The following is a 15,037-nucleotide window of genomic DNA, read 5'->3' as shown; positions in this document are numbered from 1 at the left end:
CGGTGCGCCGGGCGGCGCGTCGGGGAGGGGCCGGGGAGTGTCGGTGCCGCTTGTTACGTTCTGCCGGTGGGAACGGGCCGGGACGGTCCGGGCGCGAGTGGCGAAGGCACTGCTGGAGGGCGTGTGGAAGCGGAGTTCGAGGGCGAGTTCGAGACGCATCTGACGGTGCGGTTCGATCCCGGTGCCGACGGCGCGGAGGAGGACGCCCGGCTGGCGCGCTGGGCCCGGCGGCACGGCCTGAAGCTCACCCGCATCGTCCTGGACCGCGGCGCGGTGCCGGACCAGCCCATGCTGACCGAGCGGGGCCGGGGCTCGCTCTCCGGGCGGCGGGCCGCCGCGGGGCTCCGCGCGCAGGCGCTGCGCGCGGCGGGGTTCCCGGTCGTCCGGGTGAAGATCGAGGCCGCGCCGTGGAACGAGGACGTGCCCCGGACCGCCGACGAGGCCGCCGCGCTGTCCCCCGACTGCCACTTCGAGCACCACGTCAAGCTGCTGCTCTCCGGCGAGTCCGACCTCGTCGCCGCACGGGCCGCGGCCGAGCGCCACGGCGCGCACCTGTCGCGCAACGCCCGCCGCACCGACGGCCGGGGACGTCACGAGCGGTTCGTCACGCAGCGCTGCCGCGCGGTGGGCCGGCCCGGGGCCCGGGCCCGGCTCGACGCGCTCCTGCGCGCGCTGGACGACGCCGGGCTCGAAGTACTGGAGACCGAGGAGGAGTTCGTGGTGCACGACGACCATCCGGCGGTGGACGCGGGCTGGATCGACGAGCGGGTCGAGGTGGCGCCGTGAGTACGGTCGACCGCCCCGTTCCCGGGGAGCCGACGTTCGACGACCCGGAGCTCGCCCCGCGCTGGCGGGCCGCCCGGCGCGCCGCCCAGGACCATCTGCTGCGCGTGATCGCCCGGTCGCCGTGGGGCGACCGGCTGGTGCTGCGCGGCAGTTTCCCGCTCCGGGCGTGGGTGGGCGCGGCGGCGCGGGAGCCGGGCGACCTGGACTGGATCATGTTCGGGCCGTCGGCGGAGGACTTCGTCGACCGTCTCGATCCCTACCCGTACGTCTCCGGGATCGAGACGGTCCAGCACTGGCCGGAGGCCGCGCACGGAGCGGCCGCTCCCGAGCTGTGGACGGACGAGGAGTGCCACGAGACCGCCGGTGCCCGGCCCCTGCTCGCGCCCGAGGGGCTGCGCTGGATCGAGTCCGAGGAGCTCGACGACTCCGAGGAGTCCGACGGATCCGGGGGGTGCGAGGACTTCGGGGGCATGTACGCGCCCCGTTCCGCCCTCGCCGAGGTCGTCGCCGCCCTGACGGCCGGTCCGCCGCCGCCCGAGGGGATACGCATCGATCCGGACCGGGTGCGGGCGGACGACACGTGGATGTACCGGGAGTACGAGACGCCCGGTGTGCGGGTCGTCGTGCCCTGGCAGGCCGACGGGCTGCCGCCGGGCGAGCTGGGGATGGACTTCGCCCGGGACGAGCGGCTGCCCCGGGCCCCGGTGTGGACGGCCTGCCCGCGCGGTGACGGCGGCCCGCCGACACCGGTGCGCACCGCGGACCCGGGGCTCTCGCTGGCCTGGAAGCTGCTGTGGCTCGCCGAGGACCAGGAGGCGGAGGGCCGGTCGGCGACCAAGGACCTGTACGACGCGGTGCTGCTCGCGGAGCACCCCGCGACACGGCTCTCGCTCCGCCTGCTGCGCACCGTGCTCGGCCCGCACGCGGAGGGGTTCACGCCCCGGACGGTGCTGGACTGGCCGGTGGACTGGGCCGCGTTCCACGCCGCCCACCCGTGGGTGGACGGCGGGCCCGACCGGCTGCGGGAGCGGCTCGCGGACGCGCTGCCGCGCCTGCTGGGGGACGACGCCGCCCGCGGAACGCGTCCTACGGCTGGACGGTGATCTCCCCGATCCCGGTGCCCAGGCTGCCGCAGTGCGCGGTGGACTGGCCGGACTGGCCGGGGTTGAGCGTGACGTGTTCGCCGTCCGCGTCCGGGGACCAGCCGCAGACCAGGTGCACCCAGAAGGTCTGCGTCGTGCTGCCGTTGTTCCGGCACAGCGCGAAGCCGGTGTAGTCGTCGATCTCGTGCTTTCCGGTCTCGCAGGACAGGCCCGGCGGTGTGGCCGGGGGCGTCAGGGCGGTGGCGGCGGTGGCGGGCACCGCGAGCGCGGCGGCCGCTCCCGTCACGACGACGCCCCGCAGCATCGCCCCGGACGCGCTTCCCATCGACAGCTTCATGTGTTCCCGTTCCTCCTCGTCGGTGGCGGTCCGGCGCCGGCGGGCCCGCCCGCGGCGGCTCCGGCGACGGCGGGCCGGTACGCCGACAACCGTCCCCGCTCCCCGTGACGCAAAACCGGGCAGAACGTCACGCTGTGTGCATTCCCGCCGCGTTCCTCCACCGCGCGGCCGATCCGCCCCCGGCGTACTCTCGGAACCGTCGGGTCCGCACACCTGAACGGGCCCGACGGGCCCTACGAGGGAGGCGACGTGACCGGTCGACGCAACCGCACGCGCCGGGCCGTCCGGGCGGCCGTCATCGCGCTGGGAATCACCGGCGGCGTCCTGGGCGGGGGCGTGGCGGGAGCCGACGACGGCATCGACGACCTCTCCGCGCAGCAGATCGCGGACCGCTCCCGCGACGCCCTGCTGAGCGTCCGCTCCCTGCACCTCAGCGCGCGCGGCGACCTCGGCGACGGCGGCCCGCCGATGACGCTGGAGCTCACCCTGGACCGGGACGGCAACTGCAACGGCTCGGTGGGCCTCGGCAGGAACCAGGGCTCGGTCCGGATCGTGAAGCGCGGCGACGACGTCTGGGTCAAGCCGGACGCGGACTTCTGGAAGAACCAGGTCCCGGGCGGCGGTCCGGCCTTCGCCGCGATCCTCCACGGGCGTTACATGAAGGGCTCGGCCGACGATCCGCGGCTGCGCGGCCTGGCGGACGGCTGCGACCTGGACACGTTCCGGAAGCTGGTCGCCGACAACGCGGACAACGACCGGGGAACGCTGAACAAGGGCCACAAGACCACCCTCGCCGGGACTCCGGTGATCCCGCTGACCCGGATGAGGGACGACCGGACGCTGACGACGTACGTCGCGGCCACGGGCAAGCCGTACCCGCTGAGGATCACGGTGCGCGGCGACGGGGCCGACGCGGTCGTGGGCTTCTCGGCCTTCGACAAGCCGGTGCCCACGACCACGCCGCCCCCGGACGAGACCTACGACATCGGCGCCCTGCTGGGCCGCACGAGCGCGCCGGTGTGACCCCGGGCCCGCGGGGGCTCAGGCCATGGGCACGGACTCCGGGCGGGCCGGTGCGGCGGGAGCGGTCAGCCGGTCGGCGCCGTCGGGCACGGGTACCGCGGCGAAGACGGCGTCCTGCTGCGCCTGGAGTTCCTTCCTGCGCTCGGGTCCGGTGCCCGGCAGGCGCTGCTCCTCGTACAGCTTGTGCGTCACCTCCTGGGCGTTCTTGCTCGCGGGGGTGTGGAACTGGACCTCGAACAGCTGGCCCGTGCGCGGTGCGCGCCAGCCGGTGTTGAGGCCCTTGTAGCCCTGGCCCCGCCCCCAGGTGTTGGACCACTTGGTGCTGGTGTTGCCCCAGCCGGCCAGCAGGTGGGAAACGTTCGTGACACCGGTGGTGTACTCCTCGTCGCGCCACCGGAGGGTGTAGCGGACGGCGTCGGACAGCGTGGCGAGCACGGCGTCGACGTTCCGGCCGGGCTGCTCGCGCAGCGAGGTGGCCACCTTCCGCTTGAGGGAGTCGGGGGACTTCAGCCGGTTCTCGAATCCGATCACCTCCGCCCCGGTCGCCCACGCGGCGGCCCGCACCTGCGGGCTGATGCCGCGCTCCGCCCGCCCGGCCCCTTCCAGGTAGGCGTCGACGCGCTCGTTGTCGGCCGCGTCCAGGCTCAGCCCGTCCTCGCCCTTCCATCCCTCCCCCGGCTCGGCCGCGGTGGCGCGGGAGGTCTCCGCGGCGGCCATGGGCGTCGCGGCCCCGCCGAGTGCGGCGGCGAGCGCCGCCGTGATCGCGGCCCGGGTGACGGTGCGGGTGATGTTCATGCGTGCGGTTCCTCCGTGGACAGCGGGGGTTCGGTTCGACGCGACGCCTAACGGGCGGTACGGGCACGGGGTGTTGGCCTGTCGACCGGCCGGAGGATCTTTCACCCGTCCGCGTCCGGCCAAAAGCCCCGAACGGCCCGCCGGCGAGGAGGCCGCCCGCCGCCGGGAGCGGGTGCCGAAGGCGCGGTCCCGGCGCTCCGAGGCCGGTGCGCGAGGTGCCGGACATTATTTTGTATGCGCTTTCATCAACGGGGGGCGAGCATGTACGTTGGTCCGGACCGGACGGGAACCAGCCCCGGCGTTCCCTCTCGTCCCCCGGTCCCTCCCCGTCTCCCAGCTCCCCGGAGAAGCACCCTCATGTACCGCGCCGTGCCCCGGCGCCGCCAGGCGCTGTTCCTGCTCTTCCTGCTCGCCGGGATCTCGATGTCGTCATGGGTGACGCGCACGCCCGAGATCCGGGACCGGCTGGGCGTGTCCACGGCGCAGATGGGCCTGGTGCTGTTCGGCCTGTCGCTCGGCTCGATGCTGGGCATCGTCTCCTCGGGCCGGCTGGTCTCCCGGTACGGAACCCGGCCCGTCATCGCCGGAGGGACACTGCTGCTCCTCATCGGGATGGCCACGATCTGCGCGGGCAGCGCCGCCGCGTCCGTACCCGTGGTGACGGCGGGCCTCTGCGCGTTCGGGGCGGGGATGGGGACCAGTGACGTGGCCGTGAACGTCGACGGCACGGACGTCGAGCGGATCAGCGGTACGACGACCCTGCCCGCGCTGCACGGCTGCTTCAGCCTGGGCACCGTTCTCGGGGCCGGTACGGGCATGGCGGTCACCGCCGCCGGGGTGCCCGCGCACTGGCACCTGGCCGGAATCACCCTGCTCGCCACCGGGCTCTTCCTGTACGCGATGCGCGCCGTCCCGGCGGGCACCGGCCGCATCGCGCCCGGCGGGGCGGGGCAGGGCGACGACGGACCGCACCCGGCGGTGTGGAAGGACGGGAAGCTCCTCCTCATCGGCGCGATCGTGCTGGCCATGGCTCTGGCCGAGGGCTCCGCCAACGACTGGCTGCCCCTGCTGATGGTCGACGGCCACGGCGTGGACGCCACGACCGGTTCACTCGTCTACGCCGGGTTCGCCGCCGCCATGACCCTGGGCCGCTTCACCGGGGCGTTCTTCCTGGACCGCTTCGGGCGCACCGCCGTCGTACGCGCCAGTGCCGCCCTCGGCGCGCTCGGTCTGCTCGTCGTCATCGTCTCCGACAGCGCCGTCCTGGCCGGTGCCGCGGTGCTGCTGTGGGGCCTGGGCGCCTCGCTCGGCTTCCCGCTCGCGCTGACCGCCGCGGGGGAATCCGGGCCCGGCCCGACGGCCCGGGTCGGTCTGGTCGCCACCATCGGCTACCTCGCCTTCCTCGTCGGGCCGCCCGGTCTCGGCTTCCTCGGCGACCACATCGGCCTGCGGGCCGCCATGTCCGTCGTCCTGGTCTGTGTCGCCTGCGCCGCCTTCGCGGCCCCGGCGGTCGAGCCGCGCCCCCGTACCACCGGTACGGCACCGGTGGCCGGGAGCGGGGGGGTCGGCACCGGCCCCTCGCTCCCGGGTGGACGGCTGACACCGGCCGCCCGTCGGACCGGACCGGTGCCCGTGCTCTCAGCCGCCGTCGGCCGTCCGCCGCCCCGCTCCCGCCGTCAGCGCCACGTACACGACCAGTGAGACCCCGAGCCCGACGGCCCAGCCGTAGTCCGCGAGGGGCTTGAGGAACGGGACGAGGCCGTCGGTGGGGAACGGTCCGGCCTTGTTCCCCTCCGCGTCGAGCGTCGAGTAGGACCCGCCGACGGCGAGCAGGCCGCCGACGACGAAGGCGGCGACGGCCCGCCAGTTCCAGCCGCGCGTGTACCAGTACCGCCCTCCGGCCACGTACAGGTCGGCGAGGTGCAGCACGGTCCGGCGGATGATCCAGTAGTCCGCGATCAGGATGCCGGCCACCGTGCCGAGCAGCCCGCCGACCACGCCCAGCCAGGTGAAGATGTACAGCTCGGGCGTCGACGTCAGCTTCCACGGCATGATCAGCACACCCACGACGCCCGTGATGAGCGCGCCGGTGCGGAAGTTGATGAGCTTCGGCGCCAGGTTCGCCAGGTCGTACGCGGGAGAGACCACGTTGGCCGCGATGTTCACGGAGATCGTCGCGACGAACACGGTGACGAGGGCGAACAGCAGCCCGAAGACGCTGTCCGTCTTGGCCGCGAGCTCGACCGGGTCCCAGATCGCCGCCCCGTACACCTTCTCCGAACCCGCCGTCACCAGCACCGACATGAGCGCGAACGCCGTCATCGTGGTCGGCAGGCCGAGGGTCTGCCCCCACACCTGGGCGCGTTGTCCCTTGCCGAAGCGGGTGAAGTCCGGGATGTTCAGCGACAGCGTCGACCAGAAGCCGATCATGCCCATCAGCCCCGGGAAGAAGACCTTCCAGAAGTCCGCGCCCCAGCCGACCTTCGACGGCTCGTGCAGCAGCGGGCCGAAGCCGCCCGCCTTGTTCGCGATCCAGACCAGCAGCACCGCCGCGCCGACGAGCACGAACGGCGCCGCCCAGTTCTCGAAGCGCCGCAGGGTCTCCATCCCCCGGTAGATGATGGCGAGTTCGAGCGCCCAGAACAGGACGAAGCAGAGCCACAGCGTCCACGGGTAGCTGCCGACCTTCCCCGCGTCGGCCCATCCGCCGAAGATCTTCCCCAGCAGCAGGAAGATGCCCTGCCCGCCGATCCAGGTCTGGATGCCGAACCAGCAGCAGGCCACCGCGGCGCGCACCATGGCGGGCAGGTTCGCGCCGCGTATCCCGAAGGAGGCGCGGGCCAGGACCGGGAAGGGGATGCCGTACTTCGGCCCGGCGTGCCCGGTCAGCAGCATCGGCAGCAGCACGATCACGTTCGCCAGCGCGATCGTGAGCACCGCCTGCTTCCAGTCCATGCCGAGCGCGACCAGACCGGAGGCCAGGGTCCAGGACGGGATGCAGTGGGCCATGCCGATCCACAGGGCCACGAAGTTGTACGTGGTCCAGCGCCGCTCGGCGACCGGGACGGGGCGCAGGTCCTCGTTGGCGTATCGGCTGCCGGAGGGGTAGGCGTCGGCGGGGAGTTCGACGCCCGCCCCTCCGGCCGGTATCGGGGAGGAGGGGGACGGGGGTGGGACGGTGTTGGTCATGGGCAGTCCGTTCGATGGGATGCCGCGGGCCCGACGGGCTCACGGGGAACGAAGGAACATGGCCGTGCGGGTGCCGTGAACTGCCTTGCCCGGTCGGGCCCCGGCCGGTGGGCGGAGGAACGGTGGCCGGGGTGCGGGCGGTGTGCGCTGGTCGGGACGGGCCGTCCGTCAGGCGTCGAGTGCGGGAATGACGTGCTGTCCGTACTCGTCGATCACCGACTCCTTCGCGTCGTGCATCGCGTACAGCGCGAACTGGTCGACGCCCAGGTCCCGCAGCGCGCGCAGCCTTTCGAGGTGCGTCCCGACCGGGCCGATCAGGCAGAAGCGGTCCACGATCTCGTCCGGCACGAACTTCGTGTCGGGGTTCCCGGAGCGGCCGTGGTGCGCGTAGTCGTACCCGTCGCGCGCCTTGATGTAGTCCGTCAGCTCCTGCGGCACCAGGCCCGAGTCCGAGCCGTACTTCTCCACCAGGTCCGCGACGTGGTTGCCGACCATGCCGCCGAACCAGCGGCACTGCTCCCGGGCGTGGGCGAGCGCCTCGGGCGAGTCGTCCGCCGTGACGTACGCGGGCGCGGCGACGCAGATCTTCACCTCCGACGGGTCGCGCCCGGCGGCGACGGCCGCGTCGCGCACCGCCTTCACCATGTACTCGGTGAGGAACGGGTCGGCGAGCTGGAGGATGAAGCCGTCGGCCTCCTCGCCGGTCATCTTCAGCGCCTTGGGCCCGTACGCCGCCATCCACACGGGGACCTCGGCGCCCTCCCGCACCCACGGGAACTTGATGACCGTGCCGCCGAGGTCGGCCTCGTCGCCGCGGCCCAGGGCCCGGATCGTCCTCATCGCCCCGCTGATCCGGGCGAGCGTGTTCGGCTTGCGCCCGGCGACGCGCATCGCGGAGTCGCCCCGCCCGATGCCGCAGACGGTGCGGTTGCCGTACATGTCGTTGAGGGTGGCGAAGGTGGAGGCGGTCACCTCCCAGGTGCGGGTGCCCGGGTTGGTGACCATCGGGCCGACGACGAGGTTCTCGGTGTGTTCGAGGATCTGGCTGTAGATGACGAACGGCTCCTGCCACAGCACGGCGGAGTCGAAGGTCCAGCCGTGGCTGAAGCCGTTGCGTTCGGCGCGGCGCATCAGGCCGACGACGGCCGAGGCGGGCGGGTCGGTCTGCAGGACGAGTCCGAAGTCCATGTGAGGCCCCTCATTGGTCGAGTCCGGACCGGCGGTCGCGGTCGCGCCGCGGACCGCCGGACGATCCACACGTGTCTGCTTGCCTGCCGGCGCCGGGTGCCGCGGGCGGTGCGCCGCCCACGGCACCCGGCGTGCCGGACCGGTCAGTCCAGGTACTGGCAGAGACCGCGCGGGGTGTACACGCCGTGCCCGGCACGGCCCGTGAACTCCCGCTCGGTGATGACGGGTTCGCCGCGCGACAGGACCGTTTCCACCCGCCCCGTCAGCCGCTTGCCCTCGTACGCCGAGTAGTCGACGTTCATGTGGTGGGTCTCGGCGGAGAGGGTCTGTTCGGCGGCCGGGTCGTAGATGACGATGTCGGCGTCCGTGCCCGGCGCGATGGTGCCCTTCCTCGGGTACAGGCCGAACATCCGGGCCGGTGCCGCGCAGGCGATCTCGATCCAGCGGCGCCGCGAGATGTGCCCGTCCACCACCGCCTGGTGCAGCAGGTCCATCCGGTGCTCCACGCCCGGCATCCCGTTGGGGATCCTGGAGAAGTCGCCGCGGCCCATCTCCTTCTGGCCGGAGAAGCAGAACGGGCAGTGGTCCGTCGACACCACCTGGAGGTCGTCGGTGCGCAGGCCCCGCCAGAGCGCCGCCTGGTGCTCCTTGGGCCGCAGCGGCGTGCTGCACACGTACTTCGCGCCCTCGAAGTCGGGCTCGGCGAGGTTGTCCGTCGACAGGAACAGGTACTGCGGGCAGGTCTCCCCGAAGACCGGCAGGCCCTCGTCCCGGGCGCGGGTCAGCTCGGCCACCGCCTCCTGCGCCGAAACGTGCACCACGTACAGCGGCGAGCCGGCGACCTGCGCCAGTTTGATCGCGCGGTGCGTCGCCTCCGACTCCAGCAGCGCCTTGCGGACCTCTCCGTGGTAACGCGGGTCGGTCTCGCCGCGGGCCAGTGCCTGTTCCACCAGCACGTCGATCGCGATGCCGTTCTCCGCGTGCATCATGATCAGCCCGCCGTTCCCGCCGGCCCGCTGCATCGCCCGCAGGATCTGCCCGTCGTCCGAGTAGAAGACCCCCGGGTACGCCATGAACAGCTTGAACGAGCTCACGCCCTCCTCGACGAGCCCGTCCATCTCCTTCAGCGTCGACTCGTTCACGTCCGCCACGATCATGTGGAATCCGTAGTCGATGGCGCAGTTGCCGTCGGCCTTCGCGTGCCAGGTGTCCAGCCCCTCCCGCAGCGCCGCCCCCTTGGACTGCACCGCGAAGTCGATGACGGTGGTCGTGCCGCCCCAGGCCGCGGCCCTCGTGCCCGTCTCGAACGTGTCCGACGCGAAGGTGCCGCCGAACGGCATCTCCATGTGCGTGTGCGCGTCGATCCCGCCCGGGATCACGTACTTGTGCGACGCGTCGATGACCCGGTCGGCAGTCCACTGCTGGCTGCCCGGTGTCGCCAGCGCCACCACCCGGCCGTTCTCGATCAGCACGTCCGCGTGCAGCTCCTCGGCGGCCGTGATCACAAGGCCACCGGTAATCAGAGTCCGAGTCATACCTCACAAGTCCCTTCACATCGCGTCCGCCGGGGAACACGGCTGCCTCCGGCCGTGCCGCGGCGGACGGCCCGGCCGGTCGGAACACACGGGCGTCCGGGCAGCGGCCGGTCGGCGGCCCCGTCCGCCCGTGTGTTCACCCGGCGGTTCGGGGGCCGGTGCCGAGAGCGTCGGCGGCGCGGATGCCGTGTGCCGCGAAGGGCACGGCGCGGGCGCCCCCGGTGCGTACGGCGGCACGGCTCCCGTCGGGCGCGACGCCGGTGGGACCGCCGTGGAAGACGGCGCGGCTCATGTACCCCTCCTCACTGTGGCGGAATGGGTCTACGCACGTAGATGAGGTGCGTGATGAAGAACGTAGAAGTGGGTTACCCACTGTGGCAATACCGCTGCCGCTAACCGCTGAAGACGTTTCTGTTTCATCCGCCCGACACTCCACCGGCCCACAACGCGTCGTGGGCCGGCGCCGTCCGCGGGCCGGTGCGGGTGCGCGCGCGGAGCGGCCGGGGAGTCGCGGGCCCGCTCGTGGGTAACGAATTGATGACGGGTCTGGTCCAGATGTCGAGTACGGTTCATGCGCCCGTCCCGTACGCGGCGTGATCCGATCACCACCGAGGGCCAGCCTCGAACACACCACCGGACGCCCCCCGTTGTCCGGTGCCCCTCGACCGATCCCGGAGGATCACGTGTCCCTGTCGCGCTCCGCGCGTACGGTGCTGGCCGCCGCAACCGTCGCCGCCGTCGCCCTGCCGCTCGCCACCACCGCCGCCCGCGCCCAGAGCCCCGCATCGCCGTCCGCCGCCCCGTACGCCGGTCTGCCGTCCGGTACCAAGCAGGCGAAGACCCTGGTCATCGGCATCGACGGCGCCACCTTCGACGCCTTCTCGCGCGCCGACGTACCGCGCATCGAGCGATTGATGGCCGACGGACTGACCGCCCGGAGCAACCTGTACGCCAACCCGATGGCCCCGACCGTCTCCGGCGCCGGCTGGTCCTCCATCGCCACCGGCGTCTGGCCCGACAAGCACAACGTGAAGGACAACGACTTCACGAACCCGAACTACGACCGCTACCCGGACTACGCGACCCGGCTGGAGACCGCGGACCCGGCCACGTCCACCCTGGTCGTCGGCACCTGGAGCCCGATCCCCCGGACCGTCTTCGGGGCGAGGACCGATCTGCGGATAGCGGGCGGCAACGACGAGGGCACCACCGCCAGGGCCACCGACTACCTCGCGCACGGCAACCCCGACTCCACCTTCGTCCACCTCGACGAGGTCGACGGCGCGGGCCACAGCACCGGCTCCTCCAGCGCCGCCTACCTCAAGGCCCTGAACACCGCCGACGCCCAGGTGGGCCGGCTGCTCGACGCGGTGGCCTCGCGGCCGACGTACGCGCAGGAGGACTGGCTCGTCGTCGTCACCGCCGACCACGGCCACACCCCCACCGGCGGACACGGCGGCAACACCCCGCTGGAGCGCGGCACGTTCGTGATCGCCAAGGGCAAGGACATCCGGCCCGGCTCGGTCCGCGACGATGTCAAGATCACCGACATCGCGCCCACGGTCCTGCGCCACGAGGGCGTCGCCACCGACCCCGCCTGGGACCTGGACGGCACCTCGCTCGCCGAGCCGGGGACGGATGCCTTCGACGCGCTGCGCCCCTCGCTGCGCGGGCCCGTCGACGAGACGAAGCTCCCGGCCGACGCCAGGGGGTGGACGAACACCGCGCCCGGGGGCTGGTCCATCGACAACTCGCGGATGCCGGCCGGCGGCGTCACCGAGTGGCGCGGCTGGGCCTTCGCCACCGACGAGTTCTGGTCCGACGCCGAGCGCGGCCAGGGCCGCGAGACGAACGTCCGCGCCCGCGACGTGTTCGCGGTCGCCGACTCCGACGAGTGGGACGACAAGGCGCATGACGCCGGGCAGTTCGACTCCACCCTGATCAGCCCCGCGTACGAGCTGAACGGCGCGGCGACGGCGACCGTCTCGTACGCGACGAACTACCGGGTCGACGGCCCGCAGACCGGTGACGTGTACGTCTCGTACGACGGCGGCGCCCCGCAGCCCGTGAAGTCCTACCGGTCCGACAGCAACACCGTCGAGCGCATCGGACTCACCGTCCCGGCGGGTGCGCGGACGGCCCGGCTGAGCTTCCGCTACACCGGCACGAACAGCGCCTTCTGGACGGTGGACCGGGTCGCCCTCGACCAGCCCGCCCCGCCGTCGCAGCTCGCCGTGGCCTCGCTGACGGCCGAGAGCAAACTGCTCGGCCGGCCCGGTACCGACGCGGCCTGGAAGGTCACCGCGCACGGCGTCGTGACGACCGCGCAGGGCGCGCCGGTGAAGGGCGCGGAGGTCACCGCCGAGCTGACGGCCGGCGGCACGGTGCGCGAGCTGACCGGCACCACGAAGAAGGACGGCTCGGTGCGCTTCAAGGTCACGGTGGACCGGGGCGTCGCCGAGGCGTCGCTGAGGATCACCGAGGTGCGCCACCGGGACCTGGCGTACCACGGCGAGCTCGACCCGGTCCGCGGCCTGGACCTCACCCGCCCCACCGGCCACCGCGGCTGACCGGCCGGGCGGGCCCCTGAGCCACCGGCCGGGGCCCGTCCGCCGCCCGGCCCGCCGACGCCGGCGGGCCGGGCCGCACCGGTCCACCCTCGTCGGCCGACCGGTGCGGTGCGCACCGATCCGCCCGCACCGCACCGGCCCGCCCGGTCTCAGGCCACCGACCGAAGGGCCTCGGCCAGGATCTCGGCCCCCTCCTCCGCTTCCGGGATGGTCAGCGAGAGCGGCGGCGCGATCCGCAGCACGCTGGTGTTGTGGCCGCCGCCCTTGCCGATGAGCAGGCCGCCCTCCCGGGCCGCCTCCAGCACCGCCGCGGCCGCCTGCGGGTCCGCCTCGTCGGTGCCGGGCCGCACCAGCTCGATGCCGATCATCAGGCCCCGGCCGCGCACCTCCCGCACGTGCTCCGAACCCGCCCCGATCGCCCGCAGCCGCTCGATCAGCAGCCCGCCGACCCGCCGGGCGTTGCCCTGGAGGTCGTGCTCCAGCAGGTACGAGAGGTTGGCCAGGCCCGCCGCCATGGTGACCGGGGAACCGCCGAAGGTCGAGATGGAGTTGGCGTCCAGGCAGTTCATGACGTCGGCGCGGGCCACGACACCACCGATCGACATGCCGTTCCCGATGCCCTTGGCGAAGGTGAGGATGTCCGGCGGCCCGTTCCTGCCGTGCGCCTGCCAGCCCCAGAAGTGCTCGCCGGAGCGGCCCCAGCCGGTCTGCACCTCGTCGGAGATCCACAGGACGCCGTGCCGGTCGAGGACCCGGCGGAACTCCGCGTACAGCCCGTCGGGCGGCGAGGTGAACCCGCCGACGCCCTGGATGGGTTCGGCGATCAGCGCGGCCGGTGTCCGGGTGTGGCCGAGCAGGTCCTCCAGGTCCGCCACGCAGGCCGCGACGAACTCCGCGTCACCGAGGTGCGCGTACGGCCCCCGGGTGCGGACGCCACCGTGCACGTACAGCGTCTGCAACGGCGACAGGCTGGTGGGCGACCAGGCGTTGTTGCCGGTGATGGAGACCGCGGAGAAGGACCTGCCGTGGTAGCTGTTGCGCATCGCGAGGATCTGGTTCGACCTGCGGTACGCGGTGGCGAGCAGCAGGGCCGTGTCGTTGGCCTCGGTGCCGGAGGTGGTGAAGAAGACCCGGGCGTCCGGGATTCCGGAGAGCGCGGCGATGCGCTCGGCCAGCTCGACCATCGGCCGGTTGAGGTAGAGCGTGGAGGAGTGGATGATCCGCCCCGCCTGCTCGGCGACCGCCTTGGTCACCTCGGGCAGGGCGTGGGCGGTCATGGTGGTGAGGATGCCGCCGAAGAAGTCGAGGTAGCGCCGGCCGTCGGCGTCCCAGACGTGGCGGCCCTCGCCGTGGGTGATCTCCAGGGGCTTCTTGTAATAGAGCGCCAGCCAGTCGGGGCAGACGGCGAGATGGCGGTCGTGCAGACTGCTCACGGCTCCACCAGTCCCTCGTACGCGTCGGGGCGGCGGTCCCGGTAGAACGCCCACTGCTGCCTGACCTCGTCGATGAGGCCGAAGTCGAGGTCGCGGACGACGAGTTCCTCCTCCTTGTCGCTGGCGACCTCGCCGACGAACTGGCCGCGCGGGTCGACGAAGTAGCTGGTCCCGTAGAAGTCGTTGTCGCCGTACTCCTCCTGGCCCACGCGGTTGATCGCGGCGATGAAGTATTCGTTGGCGACGGCCGAGGCGGGCTGTTCCAGCTGCCAGAGATAACCGGAGAGGCCGCGCGAGGTGGCCGACGGGTTGTACACCAACTGGGCTCCGTTGAGCCCGAGTTGGCGCCACCCCTCCGGGAAGTGGCGGTCGTAGCAGATGTAGACGCCGACCTTGCCGACGGCGGTGTCGAAGACCGGCCAGCCGACGTTCCCGGGCTTGAAGTAGTACTTCTCCCAGAAGCCCTTGACCTGCGGGATGTGGTGCTTGCGGTACTTGCCGAGATAGGAGCCGTCGGCATCGATCACGGCGGCGGTGTTGTAGTAGAAGCCCGACTGCTCGACTTCGTAGACCGGCACGACGATCACCATGCCGGTCTCCCGGGCGAGGTCCTGCATCCGGCGGACGGTCGGCCCGTCGGGCACGGCCTCGGCCCAGCGGTAGTGCTCGGGTTCCTGCACCTGGCAGAAGTAGGGGGCGTTGAACACCTCCTGGAAGCCGATGATCTGCGCACCCTGACGGGCGGCCTCGCGTGCGTGTTCCTCATGCTTGGCGATCATGGATTCGGTGTCGCCGGTCCAGGTCGCCTGGACGAGTGCGGCGCGTACGACTTGGGACATGAGCTGCTCCTTCGACGCGGCGTCAGAGAGCCTCAACGCGTTTTCTACGCCCGTAGACACGGACGTAGAGGAGAACGTAAGCCCCGCCACACAGCGGGGCAAGACCATCGCCGTGAACCGGCGGAGTCGATCATGTTTCACACCCGTGCGGTCCACACGCTCCCCCGGTCTCACCCTTGGAAAGCAGGTGCTGTTCCCGGGCCGCGGCGGCGGGGCCGGGAACAGCACCTGCTTTCCAA

At 72.5% G+C, this 15,037-nt stretch carries 14 protein-coding genes; 6 read left to right on the top strand and 8 right to left on the bottom strand.

Features of this window, described 5'->3' with window-relative positions; translation table 11 throughout:
• Positions 1-123: 123 nt before the first annotated feature.
• Together EAO76_RS35695 and EAO76_RS35690 are read left to right on the top strand one after the other, a co-directional pair.
• Entirely contained in the window at positions 124-786 is a 663-nt protein-coding gene (locus EAO76_RS35695) for a hypothetical protein (RefSeq protein ID WP_148840219.1), read from the top strand.
• On the top strand, positions 783-1,889 hold the full coding sequence (locus EAO76_RS35690) for a nucleotidyl transferase AbiEii/AbiGii toxin family protein (protein WP_222872222.1): 1,107 nt from the start codon (positions 783-785) through the stop codon (positions 1,887-1,889). The genes EAO76_RS35695 and EAO76_RS35690 overlap by 4 nt, the downstream gene beginning before the upstream one ends.
• On the opposite strand, the gene EAO76_RS35685 is transcribed toward EAO76_RS35690, so the two are convergent.
• The gene (locus EAO76_RS35685; RefSeq protein WP_376037118.1) at positions 1,873-2,214 is read right to left on the bottom strand and encodes a hypothetical protein; all 342 of its coding nucleotides are present in this window, start codon (positions 2,212-2,214) and stop codon (positions 1,873-1,875) included. The two genes, EAO76_RS35690 and EAO76_RS35685, sit on opposite strands and share 17 nt — an antisense overlap.
• Before the next feature lie 261 nt (positions 2,215-2,475).
• Here EAO76_RS35685 and EAO76_RS35680 point away from each other — a divergent pair, with 261 nt between their 5' ends.
• Complete coding sequence (locus EAO76_RS35680; protein ID WP_148840217.1) at positions 2,476-3,249, top strand: hypothetical protein; 774 nt, start codon at positions 2,476-2,478, stop codon at positions 3,247-3,249.
• An 18-nt stretch (positions 3,250-3,267) separates the two neighbouring features.
• Here the strand turns inward: EAO76_RS35680 and EAO76_RS35675 are convergent, their stop codons facing one another.
• Positions 3,268-4,044 carry an ATP nucleotide 3'-pyrophosphokinase gene (locus EAO76_RS35675; protein WP_148840216.1) on the bottom strand — a complete coding sequence of 259 codons (777 nt, stop codon included), beginning with the start codon at positions 4,042-4,044 and terminating at the stop codon, positions 3,268-3,270.
• Positions 4,045-4,401: 357 nt separating this feature from the next.
• Here EAO76_RS35675 and EAO76_RS35670 point away from each other — a divergent pair, with 357 nt between their 5' ends.
• Positions 4,402-5,745 carry an MFS transporter gene (locus EAO76_RS35670; protein WP_148840215.1) on the top strand — a complete coding sequence of 448 codons (1,344 nt, stop codon included), beginning with the start codon at positions 4,402-4,404 and terminating at the stop codon, positions 5,743-5,745.
• On the opposite strand, the gene EAO76_RS35665 is transcribed toward EAO76_RS35670, so the two are convergent.
• The 4 genes from EAO76_RS35665 to EAO76_RS44960 all read right to left on the bottom strand — a co-directional run bounded on the left by EAO76_RS35665 (position 5,683) and on the right by EAO76_RS44960 (position 10,248).
• Positions 5,683-7,233: an NCS1 family nucleobase:cation symporter-1 gene (locus EAO76_RS35665; protein WP_148840214.1), complete on the bottom strand. Its 1,551-nt coding sequence runs from the start codon at positions 7,231-7,233 to the stop codon at positions 5,683-5,685. The two genes, EAO76_RS35670 and EAO76_RS35665, sit on opposite strands and share 63 nt — an antisense overlap.
• Before the next feature lie 168 nt (positions 7,234-7,401).
• On the bottom strand, positions 7,402-8,421 hold the full coding sequence (locus EAO76_RS35660; protein WP_148840213.1) for a TIGR03842 family LLM class F420-dependent oxidoreductase: 1,020 nt from the start codon (positions 8,419-8,421) through the stop codon (positions 7,402-7,404).
• 143 nt (positions 8,422-8,564) lie between these two features.
• Positions 8,565-9,956, bottom strand: a complete 1,392-nt coding sequence (gene hydA / locus EAO76_RS35655; RefSeq protein WP_148840212.1) for a dihydropyrimidinase — start codon at positions 9,954-9,956, stop codon at positions 8,565-8,567.
• A 136-nt stretch (positions 9,957-10,092) separates the two neighbouring features.
• Complete coding sequence (locus tag EAO76_RS44960; RefSeq protein ID WP_187438890.1) at positions 10,093-10,248, bottom strand: hypothetical protein; 156 nt, start codon at positions 10,246-10,248, stop codon at positions 10,093-10,095.
• Positions 10,249-10,639: 391 nt separating this feature from the next.
• On the opposite strand from EAO76_RS44960, the gene EAO76_RS35650 reads away from it, so the two are divergent.
• Positions 10,640-12,526: an alkaline phosphatase family protein gene (locus EAO76_RS35650; RefSeq protein WP_262375965.1), complete on the top strand. Its 1,887-nt coding sequence runs from the start codon at positions 10,640-10,642 to the stop codon at positions 12,524-12,526.
• Positions 12,527-12,675: 149 nt separating this feature from the next.
• On the opposite strand, the gene EAO76_RS35645 is transcribed toward EAO76_RS35650, so the two are convergent.
• On the bottom strand, positions 12,676-13,959 hold the full coding sequence (locus tag EAO76_RS35645; protein WP_148840211.1) for an aspartate aminotransferase family protein: 1,284 nt from the start codon (positions 13,957-13,959) through the stop codon (positions 12,676-12,678).
• Positions 13,956-14,798, bottom strand: coding sequence for a nitrilase-related carbon-nitrogen hydrolase (locus tag EAO76_RS35640; protein ID WP_148840210.1), 843 nt, complete (start codon positions 14,796-14,798; stop codon positions 13,956-13,958). The genes EAO76_RS35645 and EAO76_RS35640 overlap by 4 nt, the downstream gene beginning before the upstream one ends.
• On the opposite strand from EAO76_RS35640, the gene EAO76_RS45575 reads away from it, so the two are divergent.
• A partial coding sequence (locus EAO76_RS45575; protein ID WP_222872221.1) for a hypothetical protein occupies positions 14,797-15,037 on the top strand: 241 nt, incomplete at its 3' end. The two genes, EAO76_RS35640 and EAO76_RS45575, sit on opposite strands and share 2 nt — an antisense overlap.

Origin of the sequence: Streptomyces sp. sk2.1 (assembly GCF_008120935.1) — a bacterium.
Lineage (GTDB): Bacteria > Actinomycetota > Actinomycetes > Streptomycetales > Streptomycetaceae > Streptomyces.
The sequence above is the reverse complement of the archived record's forward strand: the minus strand, read 5'-3'. Positions and strand labels throughout refer to the sequence as shown.